This window comes from Streptococcus sp. 11-4097, from assembly GCF_018215285.2.
Classification (GTDB): domain Bacteria; phylum Bacillota; class Bacilli; order Lactobacillales; family Streptococcaceae; genus Streptococcus.
Map to the genome: position 1 here is coordinate 1,844,227 of NZ_CP185262.1, position 18,944 is coordinate 1,863,170.

Genomic DNA, 18,944 nt, shown 5'->3' on the forward strand with positions numbered 1-18,944 from the left:
TTAGTCATCTCCCTTTTGTGTTTCTTCAAAGATTGTATCCAACAAGCTACGATTATTGACTTCAATTTCTTGTATGCTACATCCTGCTTGAACTAACAGTTCCCAGAAAGCATTTGCCTCTCGTGTGACTACTTGCAGAGCATCTTGTTTTTGTACCCACCTTTCAACCAAGACTGACTTCTCAACGACTTCCTTATAAGCTAGAGGAAGGATAAAGTGCTTTTCAATCTCCTCACTGCGCATGGCTAGAGGTGTTGTATCGCGAATCAACTCTCCCTTATTCAAGACCAAGATTCGGTCCGCTGTATGCTCTACCTCTTCGATGTAATGGGACGAATAGAGAATGGTAACTCCCTGCGCTTTTAGATCTTGAACAATTTCCCAAAAACGTTGGCGGGTTGAGGTATCCATGGCCGCAGTTGGCTCATCTAAAAAGACAAGTTTTGGTCGGCCAATCAAGGTCAAGACAAAAGAGAAAAGACGCTTTTGCCCACCTGACAATTTTTCTGCAAATTGCTCTTTTTGTTGCTGGTCAAACTGCAATAGTTGATCGATTTCCTGATTGCTCAAGGGATTTGAGTAAATGCTTTGAAAGAAAGCAATCAACTCTTTGACCTTTAATTTCTGAACGATGACATTTTCTTGAGGCAGGTAGGATCTTGTGTAGTCTAACTTAGAGCTCGTCACTGGCAAGCCTTGGATGGATACTTGACCGCTGGTGACCAGTTTATCTCCAAGCAAACAGTCCAAGAGTGTGGTCTTTCCAGCACCATTGGGACCAATCAAGGCGACGCATTCACCTTCAGCTACCTCAAAGGAAATATCCTTCAAAATAGCCTTGCCCTTGATGATTTTATTTAAGCTTTCTACCTTAATCATGTTCATGATATTCTCCTTTCAGCCACTCCTTTCCCATCGGAAAGGCGATAAAAATCATAAATCCTAATCCCCAGGCACCACGGATGAATTGGTGAAGGAAGGCTTGATCAAACCAAGCTGTAAACATTTCTACCAACCATGCCACTAGTGATAGTCCAATAAAAAGATAGAGAATCGCTTTTTTCATTTTTCAAACTCCTTTTTCACATCTGAGACCAATTTCAAACCTTCTCGTATTATCCAAGACATCATTCCAAAGCTTGCAAACAACTCCCAAGGAAAATGATAAAATCCTTCATCCAATCCTGAGAACATGAGATAAGTCATGACTCCTGCTGCTACTAAACTCATTGCGACAATTACTTTATGTTTCATTTTCTCTTCCTCCACTTGATACATCTAGTATAATTCTTTGAAGGTAGAATCACTAGAAGCTTCTGTCATGAGGAGATATGACAAATGTCATAAAAAAAGAAAGTTGCAAAATCAACTTTCTTTTTAATCTATTAAATTTTTATTCCACACTAAATAAGTATGGGTAAACTGGTTGTTGGCCTCGGTGAATCTCGACTTCAACGTCTTCGAATTCTTCTGCGATTTCTTGGGCAATTTCATTGGCAAGTTCTTCACTTCCGTCTTCACCAACATAGAAGGTTACAATTTCACTATCTTCATCCAACATATGTTTCAATGTTTCAGTCAATGTTTGGTGCATATCAGGGTTTGACACGAGGATTTTCCCATCCACCATACCTAGATTATCGTTTTCATGGATTTCTAAGCCATCAATGGTTGTATCACGCACAGCTGTTGTGACGCTTCCACTAACGACATCGCTAAGGGCTGCAGTCATACGCTCTTGGTTTTCTTCGATGGACTTGCTTGGATCAAAGGAAAGAAGACTTGTCAAACCTTGAGGAAGAGTACGAGCTTCCACCACTACTGCTGGTTGCTCCAAAACTTCTGCTGCAGATTGAGCCGCCATAAAGATATTTTTGTTGTTTGGCAGGAAGATAATGTTACGAGCGTTGACCTGTTCAACAGCCTTGATAAAGTCTTCTGTTGAAGGGTTCATAGTTTGACCGCCCTCGATAACATAATCCACACCTTGAGAACGGAAGATATCTGCTAGACCTTTACCAGCCACTACAGCAATCAAAGCATACTCTTTTTCTTCAGCAGGCTTGCTAACTTGGGCAGCTTCTTTCTCAACCTGTGCTTCGTGTTGGTTACGCATATTGTCAACTTTTACCTTGACCAAGCTACCGTATTTGAGACCTTCTTGCATAACAAGTCCTGGATCTTCTGTATGGACATGGACTTTGACAATTTCATCATCATTGACAACAAGGAGAGAATCTCCAAGCTCATTCAAGTAGTTACGGAATTCATCGTAGTCAAAATCTTTGGCATAAGTTGGACCTTGCTTGAGAGCTACCATGATTTCAGTACAGTAACCAAAGGTGATGTCCTCAGTCGCTACATGACCAGCTACAGATTTATGATGTTCTGCATTGATCATTTCACTCATGTTGGCAGGAGTCGCTACAAAGTCCTCAGATGCAATATATTCACCAGTAAGGGCTGAAAGGAAACCTTCGTAGATGAAGACCAGTCCTTGACCACCCGAGTCCACAACGCCAACTTCTTTCAATACTGGAAGCATGTCTGGTGTTTTAGCTAGAGCTGTTTTAGCACCTTCCAAGGCTGCGCGCATGACTTCAACAGCGTCATCAGTTTGCTCAGCTTTTTTCTTAGCACCGATAGCAGCTCCACGAGAAACTGTCAAAATCGTTCCTTCAACTGGCTTCATAACTGCTTTATAAGCAACTTCCACACCTGATTGGAAGGCAAGGGCCAAGTCTTGACCTGTTAACTCGTCTTTATCCTTGATGGCTTGTGAAAATCCACGGAAAAGCTGAGACGTAATAACGCCTGAGTTCCCACGCGCACCCATCAAAAGACCTTTGGCAAGAATGCTCGCTACCTCGCCAACTGTAGAAGCTGGCTTGTCTGCAACTTCTTTAGCTCCATTTTCAATGGTCATTCCCATGTTTGTTCCAGTATCTCCATCTGGAACTGGAAAGACGTTTAATGAATTGACATATTCAGCTTGCTTATTCAAGCGAGTTGATGCAGCCTGCACCATTTCTTGAAATAAGCTAGTAGTAATTTTTGACACGGTTATTCTCCTACAACTTTGATATTTTGAATGTAGACATTTACAGTCTGAGCAGTAATTCCAAGTTGGTTTTCCAAACTAAAACGAACACGCTCTTGAATGTTTTTTGACACTTCGCTAATCTTTGTTCCGTAGCTCAACACGGTATATACATCAACTGCAATACTGCCATCTTCGGCTGCCTTTACGACGACACCTTTGGAATAATTTTCCTTACCTAGAAGGGCTTGGAAATTATCTTTGAGGGCATTTTTACTAGCCATACCGACCACACCAAAAATCTCAGTTGCTGCTCCACCTACGACGGTTGCAATCACTTCATCTGTTAGTTCGATTTGACCATCTTTTGTATTAATTTTTACAGTCATCCTTTTTACCTCAACTAGTTGATACTCTATTTTATCATATTTCAGCCCAAGTGTAAAAGCAGAATACTGTATCAGCGGATATTTACTCTATTTTTCAAATGATTTTATATCTACAGTAAAAGAAAAAAGACCCTAAGGTCTCCTTACTTTTATTATTAAACACGTTCAACTTTACCTGATTTCAAAGCACGAGCTGAAGCCCAAACTTTTTTAGGTTTACCATCGATAAGAACAGTAACTTTTTGAAGGTTTGGTTTTACGGCACGTTTTGTTTGGTTCATTGCGTGTGAACGGTTGTTTCCTGATACAGTCTTACGACCTGTAAAGTAACATACTTTAGCCATTGTGTTTTCCTCCTATTAGATCTAATATAGCGGATGTGCTAGCACCACATACCGTACTATGTTATCACACTTTCTTCATTTTTGCAAGGGAATTGGAAGATTTTTTTATTTAACGTAGACAATTCCCAACTTCCCAAAAGCCACATCTCCACGGATAATCAAGGTTTTGCTGGTTGGGGCTAGAGGAGTATCTGCCTTGGCTACGCCACAGAAAGTTTCTACCTTTAAATCAACTCCCCAATGTTGAGGAACATAGATAACTGCATTCCCAAAACCGACTTCTATCTTCAAGGTTGCGGTATCTCCTAAAATCTCTGCATTGTCATAATATATCTTGGCATTGCCAAAACCAACTTCTACTTGATCTTCTACCAATTCTTGCTCTTGCTTGTAGAAAGTCCCACTTCCAAAAGCAACTTCCTTATCTGTTAGAATGGTCTTTTTACCATCATACCACCATTTTTCCCCGTTCCAAGTTCTGTTAGAATGAGTGAGTGCGCTGACACCCATTACGATTAAAATACTAGCCAAAATAAGTGAAACAGGAGATAGCTGAATCCAATTATAAAAAAGATTCACTATATTTAACGCTATTAATGCTAAAAAAGTAGCTCTTGTCCAATGATGTCTAAGAAAAGATTCTACCGCCTTATAAAGGAGAAAAGCAATAAAGATGAAGGGAGAATACTTAGTCTCCAGGGATGGGACACCATAATGTCCCTGAAACAGAATCCATGCCGCCAAAATAAGCAACACAATACCAAATGCTTTCTTTTTCATGTTCTTACCTCATGTTTCTTAGATTTTCTTTTAGGAGGGATTGGTAATGCCGTGAGACATGAACCTCCTTGTGGGTTTGATAAAAGGAAATGGTGCCCGTTCCTGAAAAGGACTTGTCAACCGAGTAAACTTTCCGAATATTAGCAATGGTCGACTTGGATACTCGACTGAAATAACGGGGCAGGATAGACTCTAACTCATAGAGTTTAAGTCGAACCTCGTAGGCATCTTTCTGGGTATGGGCGTAAATCTTGTTCCCCTCTGTTTCAAAGAAAAGAATTTCCGACAAGTCCAGATAATATTCACCCGTCCCCTTGTAAAAAATCAACCTAGGAGACTTGGATTCTTGCAAGAGGCGCTGTAAATCCGCAATCTCATCTGTCAAAGCCGCTGCCTTGATGACAATTTCAGTTTCCTCTAAATTGCTGTCAATTTCAATTCGTAACTTCATTCCATCTCCTTTCTGACTCTACTATATCAAAGGGAAAATAAGAAAACAAGAGCAAAAAAGCAAGTGGTTACTTTAACCCCGTAAGTGGTTGTAGGACCACCTTAACTTGCAGGTCAAAATAGAAAGAAAATCACACCCCACACAAGACCACAAATATAACCAACCACTACATCCTTGGGATAATGCACTCCCCCTATGACTCTCACTAGACCGAGGAGGGCTGACAAGACCAATAAGATAACCCCTACAGATAAACTAGCATGCAAGCAAGCCATAGAGATAATGGTTGCTGAAAAGACATGACGACTGGGCATAGACTGACCAGGGCTATCTCTCTCAAGCAAAGGTTTAATATCCCATTCCTCATAAGGCCTAGGGGCATTGATTTTCTTACGAAGAAAGGATAAAATCACAAAACCTGATGCAGGGATAAACAAATAGATTCCGACCTGTTTCCCAAATCCTTGTTGGAGATAGATAGTTGCTAACAAGGTCAGATAAATCATAGGCATAACCACCGTCATGAACCGATTGAAAGCTCTTAGCAATCTCAGAAAGAAAGGATTGTTTTCAATCTTACCAGCAATGTGGTCATACCATTCTTGATAATTTTTCATATATTTTCTCATCACTTATTCAAATTTTGCTTACAGGGAAGCACTTTTCTTCTAGTATAGTGCAGAAAAAGAAGGCCGTCAAGCCTTCTTTGGGTTTATTCTTCTGCTTCGTCTTCTGTAAACTGACTGTTGTAGAGGTCAGCGTAGAAGCCTCCTTGTGCCATCAACTCATCATGATTGCCTTGCTCAATGATATTACCATCTTTCATGACAAGAATCAAATCAGCATTTCGGATTGTAGACAAGCGGTGGGCGATGACAAAGGAAGTTCTTCCCTCCATCAACCGGTCCATAGCTTTCTGGATCAACTCCTCCGTCCGGGTATCAACCGAAGAGGTCGCTTCATCTAGGATTAGGAGTGGTGCATCTTTCAGCAAAGCACGAGCAATGGTCGAGAGTTGTTTTTGCCCGACAGACAAGGTCACTGTATCATCCAAGACGGTATCGTAACCATCTGGTAGAGTCATGATAAAGTGGTGAATCCCTACAGCCTTGCTGGCTTCAATCACGCGCTCATCACTAATCCCCTTTTGGTTATAGATAAGATTGTCGCGAATGGTTCCTTCAAAGAGCCAAGTATCCTGCAAGACCATTGAAAAGGCATCGTGTACTTCCGAACGCTTCATCTCTTTGGTATCCACACCATCGATGCGGATACTTCCCTTATCAATCTCATAGAACTTCATCAAAAGATTGACAATGGTTGTCTTACCAGCTCCTGTCGGTCCGACAATGGCAACCTTTTGACCTGCATGAGCGGTCGCAGAAAAGTCATGGATAATAGTTCGATCTGGTGTGTAACCAAAGGAGACTCGATCAAAGACTACTTGACCTTTCATATCGCTCAATTGTCTTTCTTTATGGGATTCGTCTTCCATTTCCTTTTCAGCTAGAAATTCGAAGACACGTCCCATGGCTGCACTAGCCTGCTGAAGACTAGTAATCCCTTGGGCAATTTGTGAAAGAGGCTGAGAAAAGATACGAACGTAGGCCATAAAGGCAACGATAATCCCGATACTGATGTGCCCATTTAAGGCCAAGGCTGCACCAACGATAATCACCAAGGCATAGCTAAAGTTCCCAATAAACATCATAATCGGCATCATAATCCCTGAAATAAATTGAGATTTCCAGATACTATCATACAGACGATGATTTAATGTTGCAAACTCTTCTTTCGTGCTCTCGATAGCATTGTAACTGGTCACCACATTATGGCCAGAGTACATTTCCTCCACATAACCATTGACAGCTGCCAAATCCTGTTGCTGACTCTTAAAGAAGCTCTGGGATTTACCCATAAAGATGGATACAAATGCAAATCCAACAAGGGTTGAAACAACCGTCACCAAGGCTAAAGTCCAGTTCATTCCAAACATGGTTACCAAGACTGCTACGACCAATAAACTAGATGAAAGAACTGTTCCCAGACTTTGATTGAGGGACTGGGCTGCAGTGTCAACATCATTGGTTACACGAGACAAGGTATCCCCTTGAGAGTGTCCATCAAAATATCCTAATGGTAGGCTATTGATTTTCTCTGCGATGGCTCTTCTCAAACGCTCTGAAAATCGTTGAATAGCTGTTGTAAACAGAAAGGCCTGTAAATAATTTGATAGAAGTCCGATCACATAAATCACGGCCAAAAAACCACCAATAGCTGCAACCGCCGCGACATCCACACTAGTTCCCAGACCATTTGCAATGATATTGGTCATTTCCTTGATGCGGGTTGGACCATATACAGTAATGATGTTGGATAAGATTGTTGCTAAAAAAGCGATTAGAAGGGCAAACTGGAGACCTGCAAGATAGGGTTTACTCTGTTTCCAGAGCGATAGTTTTTTATTTTCCATGTTCCAATTCCTCCTTCGATAGTTGTGAATAAGCAATTTCTTGGTAAACTTCGTTATTAGCTAGAAGTTCCTTGTGGGTGCCTTGCCCCACGACTTTTCCTTGATCCAAGACCAAAATCAAATCTGCATCCATAATCGTTGAAATACGCTGTGCAACAATGAGCTTGGTCATAGACTTGGTTTTCTCTGCTAAATCTTGACGTAAAACTCGGTCTGTCTTGTAGTCCAAGGCTGAGAAGGAGTCATCAAAGATGAGGATTTCTGGCTTCCGAGCTAAGGCACGCGCAATGGCCAGACGTTGTCTTTGACCACCTGAGAAGTTGGTTCCTCCTTGGGCCACTTCTGACTCTAAGCCCGCTTCCTTGTCTTCGATAAAGTTCTTAGACTGGGCCAATTCCAAAGCCTGCCACATAGCCTGCTCACTAAGCGGTGTTTCTTGACTTTGTCCAAAGTCTAGATTGCCCTTGACATCACCTGAAAAGAGAACCGCTTTCTGAGGAATATAACCAACCTTGTTGCGCAAATCTTCCAAGTCATAGTCTTGAACATTGACACCGTCCACCAGAATTTCTCCTGCTGATACGTTGTAGAAACGTGGAATCAGATTAACTAGAGTAGATTTACCAGAACCAGTTGACCCAATAAAGGCCACTGTTTGACCCGCTTCTGCTTTAAAGCTAATATTCTCAATAACCGCCTCCGAATTTGCCGCATAGCGGAAGGTCACATCCTTAAATTCGACCTGACCTTTGAGGTTTTCATCAGCCAGCTGCACTTGAGCAGGGTTTTGGATAGAAGAATGCAAATCTAAAACTTGATTAATCCGCTTAGCAGAGACCATAGTTCGGGGAAGAACGATGAAAAGTGCTCCCATGAGAAGGAAGCCCATGACAACCTGCATGGCATAAGACATGAAAACAATCATGTCACTAAAGAGAGGCAAACGCGCTATCGGAGCAGCGTCGTTAATCACATAGGCCCCAATCCAGTAAATCGCCACACTCAAACCACTTGAAATCCCCATCATGATAGGGTTCAAAATAGCCATAAGACGGTTGACAAATAAATTCAAGCGTGTTAATTCATCATTTGCTGCTGCAAATTTTTCATCTTGGTATCCTTCAGCATTGTAGGCACGAACGACACGAATACCTGTTAAACTCTCACGAGTGATACTGTTCAGTTTATCAGTCAGACTTTGAATCAAGGACTGTTTTGGAAAGGCTAGCGTCATCAAGACTGTCGTCATCAAAACATTGACAATCACTGCTACAAGAACGGCCCAGAGCCAGTATTCTGAATGGCCTAAAATCTTCCCGATAGCCCAGATAGCCATAATCGGACCACGCGTTACCACTTGCAAGCCCATGGTAATCAACATTTGAACTTGAGTAATGTCATTGGTGGTACGAGTTAGGAGACTGGGAATAGAGAATTTCTTAATCTCTGTCTGCGAGTAATCCAAAACTCGGTTAAAAATATCACTTCTCAGCCTACTAGTATAAGAAGCTGCCACTCGGGATGCAAAAAATCCAACTGCAACTACGGACAAGAAGGCAAGAAAGGACATTCCCACCATCATGCTTGCCGGCTGCCACAACTCATCTAAATTAGTTCCTTGACTACCTAGCAAATCCGTAATTTTTGAGATATAGGTTGGCACTTCCAACTCTAGATAGACCGAAAAACAAGTAAAGAGAATGGCTAGTAAAATCATCCCCCATTCTTTTCTACTAATTCGTTTGGCTAATTTCTTCATTCTCTCCTCCTATTCCCTTGATATTTGCCTGTAGTTGAGCAAGGACTTTCTCAAAAATCAGTAATTCATCTTCATTAATGTCTTCCATCAACTGCTTGTCTATGCGTTCAAAAAAAGCCTTAACCTGCTTCATTTGAGAACGTGCTTTGTCCGTCAAACGAACAAATTTTGCCCGCTTATCGCTAGGACTCGCCTCCAATTCCACCAAACCATTTTGCACCATACGCTTGACCAAATTACTAGCAACAGACTTGGTAATATTGAGTTCCTGCTCGATATCTTTAATCAAGACCAAGTCTTGGTTTTTCTCACGATTATCCAAAAAACGTACAACCTGACCTTGAGGCCCACCCATAAATTCAATACCACAACGTTTGGCTTCCTTTTGCACCATGAGGTGAATCTGATGACCAAAACGCTTAAAGACTAACATCGGTTTATCCATACTAACTCCTTTCTAACCATTGCATTTAGTTCTCCTAGGAACTAAATAAGTTTTCATGAGAACTATTTTACCACTTTGAAAAGAGATGTCAATAAAAAGTTTCCTAGAGAACTATCTTAGTTTAAATTGACATTAGGCAATATCTTTTATATAATAAGTGCTAACTACTGTGGATAGAAATCCATTCACTCAATGAAGGGAGAAAACTTTCAAATGAAACCAGAAGAACAAAGAGTTTTAGGAATCTTAGCAACCATTTTTGGAGCCATCGCACTTTTAGGATCCTGGATCCCGTTTATTAACTATCTATCGTTGTTCATCGCCATCGTCGCATTTATCTTGGGGATTATCGGCCTTATCGTCAACCTCAAAAAACGGAAAACAATGGCTATTATCGGAACATCCCTGGCAGTTGCCTCTGTTGTACTTTTCTTTACGAGTCAGGCACTATACGCTGATGTCTACAAAGAGTATGCCAAGGAGTTTAACCGTTCCTACATGGATACGAGTGCCTCAATGGAACGCGAAGAAAAAAGCGGCTTGACAGACGATACCTTCGCCTGGACCCAAGAACAGTTCGACGCCTTAATCGAAGGCGACCTTGACAACAAAGGAAAAGGTGGTACCACCTACGAGGATATTATCAATAAACACGGAAAGCCAGATTCTGAGTTTGACTTCACTCTTGGGGGTTACAATACGAAAAAAATCACCTATATCTCTATTGGAGACAAGACTAAGACTGTTACCTTAACTTTTGCAAAACAGGACAATGGACAGCTCTTGCTCGTCCAAAAACATGCAGTCGGTCTAGGTCTAGAAAAAAGCAAGCAACAAAACGATTCTGAAACCTGAGTCTAAGTTCAAACATCAAAAAAACGAACAGCTAGTAAAACTGTTCGTTTTTCTATTAGAATCCATCTACGTTTGTGTAGATCTTTTGTACGTCTTCGTCGTCTTCAAGAACGCTGTAAAGTTTTTCAAAGGTTTCAAGATCATCGCCTGACAATTCCACTTCTGACTGAGGAATCATTTCCAATTCAGTCACTTGGAATTCTTCGATACCTGACTCACGAAGGGCAACGATAGCCTTATGAAGGTCAGTTGGAGCTGTGTAAACTGTGATTGTCCCTTCTTCTGCTTCTACATCATCCACATCCACATCTGCTTCTAGCAATTGCTCAAAGACCGCGTCCGCATCTTCACCTGCAAATACGATAACTCCCTTGTTGTCAAAGAGGTATGAAACTGAACCTGAAGCGCCCATGTTTCCGCCATTTTTACCAAAGGCTGCACGGACATTAGCCGCTGTACGGTTGACATTTGAAGTCAAAGTATCAACAATCAGCATAGAACCATTTGGTCCAAAACCTTCGTAACGTCCTTCTGTAAAGGTTTCGTCTGTGTTCCCTTTAGCCTTGTCCAAAGCTTTATCGATAACGTGTTTTGGCACTTGAGCTTGTTTAGCACGGTCGATAACGAATTTCAAAGCTGAGTTTGATTCTGGATCTGGATCACCTTTTTTAGCTGCTACATAGATTTCTACACCAAATTTTGCATATACTTTAGAGTTAGCTCCATCTTTAGCCGTTTTCTTGGCTACGATATTGGCCCATTTACGTCCCATTAGGAATCTCCTTTTTTCACATTTTAATCTTTCTTATTATAACACAAGTTTTTTCGATTTTCACTAGAGGAAATGGATTTTATTCAGCAAATCGAGCTATGATGACACTTTTGTTGCCAAGATAGCCTTACCTTCTTTTATCAAGGGGTGACGGAATAATGAGAAGTACAGTTGAACTGTCATGGCAACCCAGATTAGGGGTTCGCAAAAGATAACTCCTCTATAGCCTGCCCAAGGGATAATCAAGACCACAAAAGCGATTTTCCCGATTAGTTCGATAAAACTAGATACCAGAGGAAGGACTTTTTGCCCCAAACCCTGTAAACAATTGCGATAAATCAACAAGAGACTCAAAATAGGATAAAAGGCTGAGCTGATTTGCAGATAGAGACTTCCATTTTCTATCAAGTAACCATTTGTCGAACTGGCCAAGAAGGAAACTAAGGCAGGGCTGGCAAAAAAGAGGAAGACACAAACAAAAACTGCCCAGGAAATACTTAGACGACTGCCGATTCTAAGACCTTGAACAATGCGGTCTGGTCGCTTGGCACCAAGATTCTGCGAAGCAAAGGTCGTTATCGACGCAGAAATAGCGGTCATAGGAAGAAGGGCAAAGGCCATAATGCGTCGAGCTGCCGTCTGGGCACTGATAATTACGGCACCAAAGGTATTAACAGAAGACTGTAAAATCACACTACCGATAGACACAATGGAACTCATCAAGCCCATAGCCAAACCTTGCTCCAAAAGATCCGCATACAAGGCCTTGTCCCATTTAAAATGTTTCAGATGAGGTAGAAGTTCTGGAACACTCTTGCGAATATAGTAAAAACAGAGAACCGCTGATAAGCCTTGCGAAATGATGGTAGCAAGGCCCGCAGATTGAACTCCCAGATGCAGTTGCGTAATAAAATACAAATCCAGAACCACATTAACCAAGGCAGAGAAAATCAGAAAACCAAGTGCTGCTAGACTGTCCCCAATGGACCGCAACAAGCCTGCAAAGAGATTATAGGCAAAGCTGACACCGACACAGGTCACAATCATAGAAATATATTGATAGGACTGGGGGAGGATTTCAGCAGGGGTATCTAAGTATTGCAAGAGAGGATACAAACCAAGAAAGCCCAGCAACATCACTACAATGCTCAAAAGAGCACCTAAAATCCAAGTTGCTGCTACTGCTTCCTTGATCTTTGTAAAATTCCGAGCCCCATAATAGCGGGCAATAACAATCCCCATACCATTTCCGACACCAAGTGTAAAGCCTATAATCAGATCAAAAATGGCAGTTGTCGCCCCTACTGCAGCCAAGGAATCTTGACCAAGGAATCGTCCAACAATCAAGACATCAGCAGTGTTATAGAGTTGCTGGAAAATATTGGACAGCAAGATTGGAAAGGCAAAACTTAAAAGTGAGGGGAGAATAGGACCATGAATCAAGTCCACTGTTCGTTTTTTATTCATAAGGCTATTATATCAGCTTTCTAGAGGAGCGACAAGAAACAGCAAACTATGCGCGAGCTGAAGACCAGAACTAGGCAACTAAAAAGCAGTGGATTTTCTCCACTACTTTAACAGCTTATTCTTCAATTTCGATTTCAAGTTCGTCGCCTAGGTCAAGCGTCACTTCTTCATTCACAGAATCTGCTTGAACTACGTCATCTTTTTTAGTTTCAACACCTTCTACAGAAGCTTCTTCTCCATCAATCAAGCCAAATTGAACACGGACTTGGTGGTCAATTTCATCAAAGATTTCTGGATTATCTGCCAAGTATTTCTTAGCATTTTCAGAACCTTGCCCGATTTTCTCATCCTTATAAGAATACCAAGCCCCTGCTTTTTTGATGATATCCAAATCGCTTGCAATCTTCAAAAGCTCACCGGTCTTAGAAATTCCTTCTCCGTACATGATTTCAACGAAGGCTTCTTTAAATGGTGGAGCCACCTTGTTTTTCACGACCTTGATCTTGGTTTCTTTACCGACGTTGGTGTCTTTTTGGTCACCAGTTCCCTTGATTTGTGTGCTTCCACGAACATCCAAACGCACTGAAGCGTAGAATTTCAGAGCACGTCCACCAGGAGTTGTTTCTGGATTTCCAAACATGACCCCAACTTTTTCACGCAATTGGTTGATAAAGATGGCAATTGTTTTGGTTTTATTGATAGAAGCACCAAGTTTACGCATGGCCTGACTCATCATACGAGCCTGCAAACCAACGTGGCTATCTCCGATATCTCCATCAATTTCCGCACGAGGGACAAGGGCCGCAACGGAGTCGACTACGACAAGATCCACAGCACCTGAGTCAATCAATTTTCCTGCAATCTCAAGACCTTGCTCTCCTGAGTCTGGTTGAGACAAGAGTAATTCGTCAATGTTGACCCCAAGGGCCGCAGCATAAGCTGGGTCAAGGGCATGCTCCGCATCGATAAAGGCTGCAATCCCACCTTCTTTTTGCGCTTGCGCAACTGCATGAAGGGCAACCGTTGTCTTACCAGATGATTCTGGTCCATAGATTTCGATGATACGTCCCTTAGGATAACCACCTGAACCAAGGGCAATGTCAAGAGCCAAGGAACCTGAGCTCATCACTTGTACCTTTTGCTCGGCACGTTCACCCAAACGCATGATTGAACCTTTACCAAAGTCTTTCTCAATCAATTTAAGAGCATCATTCAAGGCTTTTTCACGTTCTGCCCCGAATTTTTTTGAAATTTCATCTAATTTTTTTGGTTTTTTCGCCATTCTATTCTCCTACATTCTAATGGTCCTTAGACCTATCTACTATTATACCAAAAGTTAGTCACTTAATAAAGCCTTGCGAACTAGGTTAAAGGCATGCATAACCGCAATGTGACGTACATCTGCTCGACTTCTACCTCCAATATTAACCTTGATGACCTCAGTTCCTTTCTCTTGAGCCAAGCCTATGAAAACTGTCCCAGCTGGGTGCCCTTCTAGGCTATCTGGTCCTGCTACTCCAGTCAAACTAATACCATAATCTGACTGAGTCTTGCTTCGTGCCTGCTCAGCCATCTTCTGGGCTGTAAATGCAGACACAACACCATATTCTTCCAAATCCTTGGCAGGAATATCCAACATCTTTGATTTTTCCTCCAAGCTATAGGTCACAAAACCACCCTTAAATATACTTGAAGCTCCTGAAAAATCCGCTACAGTAGCTTGGAAAAGACCTGCCGTCAAACTCTCTGCAGCCGTGATGGTTTTCCCTTGCTTTTTCAGTTCTTCTACCACAATACTGGCCAAGCTGGACTCTTCCCCATAACCATAACAAAGTTCTCGTAAAGAAAGACCTTCAAAAGTCTGGTAGTTCAAGATTTGATTTTCCAAGATATCCAGCACTTGATTCGCCTCTTCTTGATCACTAGCTTTTGTTGACAGACGCAGAGTGACTTCTCCTGTCTTGGCATAAGGGGCCAAGGTAGGATCGGTTTGATTATCAATTAAATCAGCCAAAATGGTCACCAACTGACTTTCGCCAATTCCAAAGAAACGAAGAACTCGGGAATATAGCTTACTCCCTGTCATCAACTTAGGTAGAAGTTGGTTTAAAACCATGGGTTTCAATTCACTTGGTGGACCAGGAAGGACTACATAGGTCACTCCATCCACTTCTAACATTCCTCCAACAGCCAGTCCTGTTTCGTTTGGTAGTGGAGTCGCCCCTTCTACAATTTGAGCTTGTCTTTCGTTATTCGGTGTTCGGGCATAGTCTGGTCTCTGGTCAAAAAAGACATCCAACTTCTCCTGCGCCTGAGGATCGAAGACTAATTCTTTCCCTAAAAATTTAGCTAGAGTTTGTTTGGTCAAATCGTCCTCAGTTGGCCCCAAACCACCTGTCAAAATCACCAGACTGCTACGTTGACTAGCAATCTCAAGCAAAGACAAGAGACGAGTTTCATTGTCTCCTACAGCCGTCTGAAAATAAACATCTACCCCAATCTCTGCTAGTTTTTCTGATAAAAACTGGGCATTTGTATTGACAATCTGCCCTGTTAAAATTTCTGTTCCGACAGCCATAATTTCTGCTTTCATGTTTCCTCCTACCTATCTATTCGTATTTTTTTGAAAAAATCGCAGGAAATTTCCCACGATTTTAACTATAAAATAGATTATTCTACATCTTCTTGATTTCTTGTACTACTAATCGTACCTGTTCCCAAACCGACACCATTTTGATTTCCGAGAACATTTTCATATAAGACTGCATTTGTCTCTAACTCTGTCACCTTTGGTTTATCAAGTGAAGTTCTCAAAAGATTTTGCATTTCTAGCATATGCTCAGTTGTAACAATCTGGTAAGAAATCCCTTGCAATTCGGCATCTTCTCCTCGCAATTGTTGGGTTTCAATCGTTTTAAATGAGTCCTTGTAACCTAACAAGCTTGGAATACTCTTAGCAGACAAATCAATGTTGGTCTGCATATTAGTACTTAGGGCTTTTAAGATGGATTGGTAGTGACTAACGCTATTTAAACTAAGAACTTTTTCAACCACCTTTTGAATAACTTCACGCTGACGCTTCTGACGTCCATAGTCCCCTTCTGGATCCTGGTAGCGCATGCGGGAATAAACAAGAGCTTCATCTCCATTTAGAGTTTGCTGCCCAACACCGATAGAAATAGTATTAAATTCCTCTTGGTCACTGATAGAAATCGGGAAACCTAGCGTGTTATTAACGGTGATTCCACCTACTGCATCAACTAATTGTTGCAATCCGTGCATATTGACCATAATATAGCGATCAATATGAATATTCATCATCTTTTGAATAGTTGAGATAGCTAATTCTGCACCTCCACCCGCATAGGCAGCGTTCAGTTTCGCTTCTTCGATTTGACCATCTTTATGCTGAATTTTCGTCAAAATATCTCGCTCTAAACTCAACATTGTTGTCTTTTTCGTATGCGGATTAACCGTCAGGAGAATCATAGAATCACTATTTCCCTCCCAAGGGTCCGTTCGTTCTTCGTTTCCAGTATCAACCCCCATTAAAAGGATCGTTAAGGGTTCAGTAGCCTCAATAACATTGGTTTCTTCCCCAATCTTTTTATAGGTTTTTGATAAGGTTTCTGTACCTTGCTGATAAATAGTATAAGCAAAAACACCCACACCTAAAACTGTCACAGCTAGAAAAGCTAGCACCATTCCAATAATTTTTTTAACCATATTTCTATCAATCTATCAGTCTACCCATCAGGTAAACATCTATAAATTTCCCTTCTTCTATGTACGCACCGCGCTCTTGTCTACCTTCAATTACAAAGCCATGCTGTTGATATAAATGAACTGCACCCTGATTGCGAGTTTGGACAGTTAGTTGAAGTCGACGAAGAATGCCACTAGCCTGTGCCCATTCTACGACTTCTTCAAGTAACAAACTCCCCAGTCCATTATTCCAATACTTCTGACCAATCACAATAAAGAGATCTCCAATATGACGAACTCTCTTGCGTTGATCAGCTGTGATATTCACAAGACCAGCAATTTCATCATTCAGCAAGGCCAGTAAAGTGATTTGATTTTCAGAGTGAGCCTGTTTATCCAAAAACAACTCCATCTCAGTATCTGTCATCAAAATGCCATTCCTGTCCAGACTGGTAAAATCTGTTTCTACACTGACACGATTTAAAAATGATACTAATTCAGCCGCATCTTCAACTTCTGCTTCCCTAATGAGCAACTCATACTCCATGTTGAAGCTCCTCTAAAAGCTTTTCTGCACGCAAACCTTTTGCTTGAAAATTCAGTCTGCGACCCTCTTCTTCTTTTAGAATTTCCAATTCTAAATAAGTATCTGGCAAGGCATCACCTAAAAGATGCCCCCACTCGATGACAGTTACCCCACCACCAAAGAGAAACTCATCTAAATCAATAGAATCAGCATCCCCCTCTATACGATAAACATCTAGGTGGTAAAGTGGAAGACGACCTTCATACTCTCTTACGATAGTGTAGGTTGGACTCTTAATCATCTGAGAAATATGTAATCCTTTAGCAAGACCTTTTGTAAATGTCGTTTTGCCTGCTCCAAGTTCACCAGTTAAAATTAAGACATCATTCTTTTCTAATAAATAGCCCAAACGTTCACCTAAGGACTGTAACTCTTCTTCGTTTTTAGTGTACATGTTTCTATTATACCAAAAAGTTGTCCTTTGTCTAGGTATTATCTATGAATTCCATATTATAAATTGTAAAACTAGAACTATCTCTTTTTTTGTTCTTAAAATAGAAACAGTAAGAAGACAACTAACAAGATATCTCTCATCAAATGACTGTAAAATGAAACTTCCCAGCGAATGACTTTTGGCACCAACAGTCCTAGAAATAGCATCCCCAAGGCAATATAAAAGGTCATGGACAATAGCATCCAAGGATTTCTGAGAAAGATTAGAATAGCTAGTCCACTAATAAAACAGATTTCCTTCTTTCCCAAAAACTTTTTCACTCCATTTACATACTTCTGAATCGGCAGAAAAACTAACAAATCAATCCCAAATAAGAAAAAGAAACTCGGTAGAAAGGCTTCCACAAATCCTTCTACGGATGTATTTCCTGCAAGGATATGTTCTATGACAATTAAAGCTAAACCCAAAATATTTACTAAGAGCAAGAGACTATACAAGAATTGTTGCTTATCTTCCTTAAAAACTGAATAATGTTGATTTCCCTGCCCTCTATAATAGTTTAGCCCTGCACCAATACTGGCAAGAAGCAACATGCCAACTAAATAATAGAAGCAGTTTTGATTTAACATCAAGGCCCAAGTAGATAAACTTAAACAAGAACAGCTGCTAAGACCAAAAACTGTCAGCAATAACAAAACTCGAATTTGCTTTTTCATTTTTTCCATCATTCTTCCTCCATACTTGCTCTTATTATATGCTAGAAAGCCTCACCATTGCTAGAATATTTCTCAACTGTCAGTTTTCTACTCTAAAATGCAAAAAAGTTTGACGCAAGTATCCCTTACATCAAACTTTTACTATTTCTCTTCAAACCAAAGAGCAATTTCTCGCTTAGCTGACTCTTCTGAATCTGAACCATGCACAACATTTTGGATAACCTCATTTTCTCCAGCAGCTTTTGCAAAATCACCTCGAATAGTTCCTGGTAAAGCTTCTTCTGGACGAGTTGCGCCCATCATAGTCCGCCAAGTTTCAATTACTTTGGGACCAGAAATTATACCTACAAGAACTGGGCCTGAAGTCATAAATTCACGAATCGGTGGGTAAAAACTTTGACCAACCAAGTCCTGATAGTGCTGATCAATCAACTCTTCTGAAACCTGTGAACGCAACTCCAATTTTTCGATTGTAAATCCACGTTGTTCGATGCGCTTTAACACTTCACCCACTAGCCCTCTTTTTACACCGTCTGGTTTAATGATAAAAAATGTTTGTTCCATACCTGTCTCCTTTGTCAGCTTCTTTCTTTTATACTCTTCGAAAATCTCTTCAAACCACGTCAACGTCGCCTTACCGTAGGTATGGTTACTGACTTCGTCAGTTCTATCCACAACCTCAAAACAGTGTTTTGAGCTGACTTCGTCAGTTCTATCTACAACCTCAAAGCAGTGCTTTGAGCAACCTACGGCTAGTTTCCTAGTTTG

Annotated in this window: 22 protein-coding genes; 1 reads left to right on the forward strand and 21 read right to left on the reverse strand. The window is 41.1% G+C overall.

Going from position 1 to position 18,944, the window contains the following annotated elements; genetic code table 11:
• The 12 genes from KB197_RS09030 to KB197_RS09085 all read right to left on the reverse strand — a co-directional run bounded on the left by KB197_RS09030 (position 1) and on the right by KB197_RS09085 (position 9,681).
• A complete protein-coding gene (locus tag KB197_RS09030; RefSeq protein WP_064276721.1) occupies positions 1-885 on the reverse strand; it encodes an ABC transporter ATP-binding protein in 885 nt (294 codons plus the stop codon).
• Positions 872-1,066: a hypothetical protein gene (locus KB197_RS09035; protein ID WP_064276722.1), complete on the reverse strand. Its 195-nt coding sequence runs from the start codon at positions 1,064-1,066 to the stop codon at positions 872-874. The genes KB197_RS09030 and KB197_RS09035 overlap by 14 nt, the downstream gene beginning before the upstream one ends.
• On the reverse strand, positions 1,063-1,254 hold the full coding sequence (locus tag KB197_RS09040) for a hypothetical protein (RefSeq protein ID WP_082888142.1): 192 nt from the start codon (positions 1,252-1,254) through the stop codon (positions 1,063-1,065). The genes KB197_RS09035 and KB197_RS09040 overlap by 4 nt, the downstream gene beginning before the upstream one ends.
• 139 nt (positions 1,255-1,393) lie before the next feature.
• The gene (locus KB197_RS09045) at positions 1,394-3,061 is read right to left on the reverse strand and encodes a DAK2 domain-containing protein (protein ID WP_212573601.1); all 1,668 of its coding nucleotides are present in this window, start codon (positions 3,059-3,061) and stop codon (positions 1,394-1,396) included.
• Between the two features lie 2 nt (positions 3,062-3,063).
• Entirely contained in the window at positions 3,064-3,429 is a 366-nt protein-coding gene (locus KB197_RS09050) for an Asp23/Gls24 family envelope stress response protein (protein WP_000216437.1), read from the reverse strand.
• A gap of 155 nt (positions 3,430-3,584) precedes the next feature.
• Positions 3,585-3,773 carry a 50S ribosomal protein L28 gene (rpmB, locus tag KB197_RS09055; protein ID WP_001140948.1) on the reverse strand — a complete coding sequence of 63 codons (189 nt, stop codon included), beginning with the start codon at positions 3,771-3,773 and terminating at the stop codon, positions 3,585-3,587.
• 105 nt (positions 3,774-3,878) lie between these two features.
• On the reverse strand, positions 3,879-4,553 hold the full coding sequence (locus tag KB197_RS09060) for a hypothetical protein (protein ID WP_212573602.1): 675 nt from the start codon (positions 4,551-4,553) through the stop codon (positions 3,879-3,881).
• Between the two features lie 4 nt (positions 4,554-4,557).
• The gene (locus KB197_RS09065; RefSeq protein ID WP_212573603.1) at positions 4,558-5,004 is read right to left on the reverse strand and encodes a LytR/AlgR family response regulator transcription factor; all 447 of its coding nucleotides are present in this window, start codon (positions 5,002-5,004) and stop codon (positions 4,558-4,560) included.
• Between the two features lie 113 nt (positions 5,005-5,117).
• Complete coding sequence (locus tag KB197_RS09070) at positions 5,118-5,621, reverse strand: phosphatase PAP2 family protein (RefSeq protein ID WP_212573604.1); 504 nt, start codon at positions 5,619-5,621, stop codon at positions 5,118-5,120.
• A 95-nt stretch (positions 5,622-5,716) separates the two neighbouring features.
• On the reverse strand, positions 5,717-7,477 hold the full coding sequence (locus tag KB197_RS09075; protein ID WP_212573605.1) for an ABC transporter ATP-binding protein: 1,761 nt from the start codon (positions 7,475-7,477) through the stop codon (positions 5,717-5,719).
• Positions 7,467-9,236, reverse strand: coding sequence for an ABC transporter ATP-binding protein (locus tag KB197_RS09080; protein ID WP_064276725.1), 1,770 nt, complete (start codon positions 9,234-9,236; stop codon positions 7,467-7,469). Before KB197_RS09080 ends, KB197_RS09075 begins: the two co-directional genes overlap by 11 nt.
• On the reverse strand, positions 9,211-9,681 hold the full coding sequence (locus KB197_RS09085) for a MarR family winged helix-turn-helix transcriptional regulator (protein ID WP_212573606.1): 471 nt from the start codon (positions 9,679-9,681) through the stop codon (positions 9,211-9,213). Before KB197_RS09085 ends, KB197_RS09080 begins: the two co-directional genes overlap by 26 nt.
• A 213-nt stretch (positions 9,682-9,894) precedes the next feature.
• Between KB197_RS09085 and KB197_RS09090 the strand changes: the two genes are divergently transcribed.
• Positions 9,895-10,536: a DUF308 domain-containing protein gene (locus tag KB197_RS09090; protein WP_004262095.1), complete on the forward strand. Its 642-nt coding sequence runs from the start codon at positions 9,895-9,897 to the stop codon at positions 10,534-10,536.
• Positions 10,537-10,591: 55 nt separating this feature from the next.
• Here KB197_RS09090 and KB197_RS09095 read toward each other — a convergent pair whose 3' ends face one another.
• From KB197_RS09095 to ndk, 9 genes are all read right to left on the reverse strand, one after another.
• A complete protein-coding gene (locus KB197_RS09095) occupies positions 10,592-11,308 on the reverse strand; it encodes a YebC/PmpR family DNA-binding transcriptional regulator (RefSeq protein WP_000532882.1) in 717 nt (238 codons plus the stop codon).
• Between the two features lie 96 nt (positions 11,309-11,404).
• Complete coding sequence (locus KB197_RS09100; protein ID WP_212573607.1) at positions 11,405-12,775, reverse strand: MATE family efflux transporter; 1,371 nt, start codon at positions 12,773-12,775, stop codon at positions 11,405-11,407.
• Positions 12,776-12,890: 115 nt separating this feature from the next.
• A complete protein-coding gene (recA, locus tag KB197_RS09105) occupies positions 12,891-14,057 on the reverse strand; it encodes a recombinase RecA (protein ID WP_084953511.1) in 1,167 nt (388 codons plus the stop codon).
• Positions 14,058-14,111: 54 nt separating this feature from the next.
• Positions 14,112-15,368, reverse strand: a complete 1,257-nt coding sequence (locus tag KB197_RS09110; RefSeq protein WP_212573608.1) for a competence/damage-inducible protein A — start codon at positions 15,366-15,368, stop codon at positions 14,112-14,114.
• 77 nt (positions 15,369-15,445) lie between these two features.
• Complete coding sequence (brpA, locus tag KB197_RS09115) at positions 15,446-16,501, reverse strand: biofilm formation/cell division transcriptional regulator BrpA (RefSeq protein WP_212573609.1); 1,056 nt, start codon at positions 16,499-16,501, stop codon at positions 15,446-15,448.
• Between the two features lie 7 nt (positions 16,502-16,508).
• Positions 16,509-17,027 carry a GNAT family N-acetyltransferase gene (locus KB197_RS09120; protein WP_000455549.1) on the reverse strand — a complete coding sequence of 173 codons (519 nt, stop codon included), beginning with the start codon at positions 17,025-17,027 and terminating at the stop codon, positions 16,509-16,511.
• On the reverse strand, positions 17,017-17,460 hold the full coding sequence (gene tsaE, locus KB197_RS09125) for a tRNA (adenosine(37)-N6)-threonylcarbamoyltransferase complex ATPase subunit type 1 TsaE (protein WP_000288249.1): 444 nt from the start codon (positions 17,458-17,460) through the stop codon (positions 17,017-17,019). The genes KB197_RS09120 and tsaE overlap by 11 nt, the downstream gene beginning before the upstream one ends.
• Positions 17,461-17,555: 95 nt before the next feature.
• Positions 17,556-18,188, reverse strand: a complete 633-nt coding sequence (locus KB197_RS09130; RefSeq protein WP_000970273.1) for a hypothetical protein — start codon at positions 18,186-18,188, stop codon at positions 17,556-17,558.
• 129 nt (positions 18,189-18,317) lie between these two features.
• Positions 18,318-18,740 carry a nucleoside-diphosphate kinase gene (gene ndk / locus KB197_RS09135; protein WP_004256710.1) on the reverse strand — a complete coding sequence of 141 codons (423 nt, stop codon included), beginning with the start codon at positions 18,738-18,740 and terminating at the stop codon, positions 18,318-18,320.
• Positions 18,741-18,944: the final 204 nt, after the last annotated feature.

Bases quoted from the DNA above. Each gene is read 5' to 3' on its own strand.
- KB197_RS09030 (WP_064276721.1), bottom strand. From the start codon at position 885: ATGAACATGATTAAGGTAGAAAGCTTAAATAAAATCATCAAGGGCAAG.
- KB197_RS09035 (WP_064276722.1), bottom strand. From the start codon at position 1,066: ATGAAAAAAGCGATTCTCTATCTTTTTATTGGACTATCACTAGTGGCA.
- KB197_RS09040 (WP_082888142.1), bottom strand. From the start codon at position 1,254: ATGAAACATAAAGTAATTGTCGCAATGAGTTTAGTAGCAGCAGGAGTC.
- KB197_RS09050 (WP_000216437.1), bottom strand. From the start codon at position 3,429: ATGACTGTAAAAATTAATACAAAAGATGGTCAAATCGAACTAACAGAT.
- rpmB (WP_001140948.1), bottom strand. From the start codon at position 3,773: ATGGCTAAAGTATGTTACTTTACAGGTCGTAAGACTGTATCAGGAAAC.
- KB197_RS09060 (WP_212573602.1), bottom strand. From the start codon at position 4,553: ATGAAAAAGAAAGCATTTGGTATTGTGTTGCTTATTTTGGCGGCATGG.
- KB197_RS09065 (WP_212573603.1), bottom strand. From the start codon at position 5,004: ATGAAGTTACGAATTGAAATTGACAGCAATTTAGAGGAAACTGAAATT.
- KB197_RS09070 (WP_212573604.1), bottom strand. From the start codon at position 5,621: ATGAAAAATTATCAAGAATGGTATGACCACATTGCTGGTAAGATTGAA.
- KB197_RS09075 (WP_212573605.1), bottom strand. From the start codon at position 7,477: ATGGAAAATAAAAAACTATCGCTCTGGAAACAGAGTAAACCCTATCTT.
- KB197_RS09080 (WP_064276725.1), bottom strand. From the start codon at position 9,236: ATGAAGAAATTAGCCAAACGAATTAGTAGAAAAGAATGGGGGATGATT.
- KB197_RS09085 (WP_212573606.1), bottom strand. From the start codon at position 9,681: ATGGATAAACCGATGTTAGTCTTTAAGCGTTTTGGTCATCAGATTCAC.
- KB197_RS09090 (WP_004262095.1), top strand. From the start codon at position 9,895: ATGAAACCAGAAGAACAAAGAGTTTTAGGAATCTTAGCAACCATTTTT.
- KB197_RS09095 (WP_000532882.1), bottom strand. From the start codon at position 11,308: ATGGGACGTAAATGGGCCAATATCGTAGCCAAGAAAACGGCTAAAGAT.
- KB197_RS09100 (WP_212573607.1), bottom strand. From the start codon at position 12,775: ATGAATAAAAAACGAACAGTGGACTTGATTCATGGTCCTATTCTCCCC.
- recA (WP_084953511.1), bottom strand. From the start codon at position 14,057: ATGGCGAAAAAACCAAAAAAATTAGATGAAATTTCAAAAAAATTCGGG.
- KB197_RS09110 (WP_212573608.1), bottom strand. From the start codon at position 15,368: ATGAAAGCAGAAATTATGGCTGTCGGAACAGAAATTTTAACAGGGCAG.
- brpA (WP_212573609.1), bottom strand. From the start codon at position 16,501: ATGGTTAAAAAAATTATTGGAATGGTGCTAGCTTTTCTAGCTGTGACA.
- KB197_RS09120 (WP_000455549.1), bottom strand. From the start codon at position 17,027: ATGGAGTATGAGTTGCTCATTAGGGAAGCAGAAGTTGAAGATGCGGCT.
- tsaE (WP_000288249.1), bottom strand. From the start codon at position 17,460: ATGTACACTAAAAACGAAGAAGAGTTACAGTCCTTAGGTGAACGTTTG.
- KB197_RS09130 (WP_000970273.1), bottom strand. From the start codon at position 18,188: ATGATGGAAAAAATGAAAAAGCAAATTCGAGTTTTGTTATTGCTGACA.
- ndk (WP_004256710.1), bottom strand. From the start codon at position 18,740: ATGGAACAAACATTTTTTATCATTAAACCAGACGGTGTAAAAAGAGGG.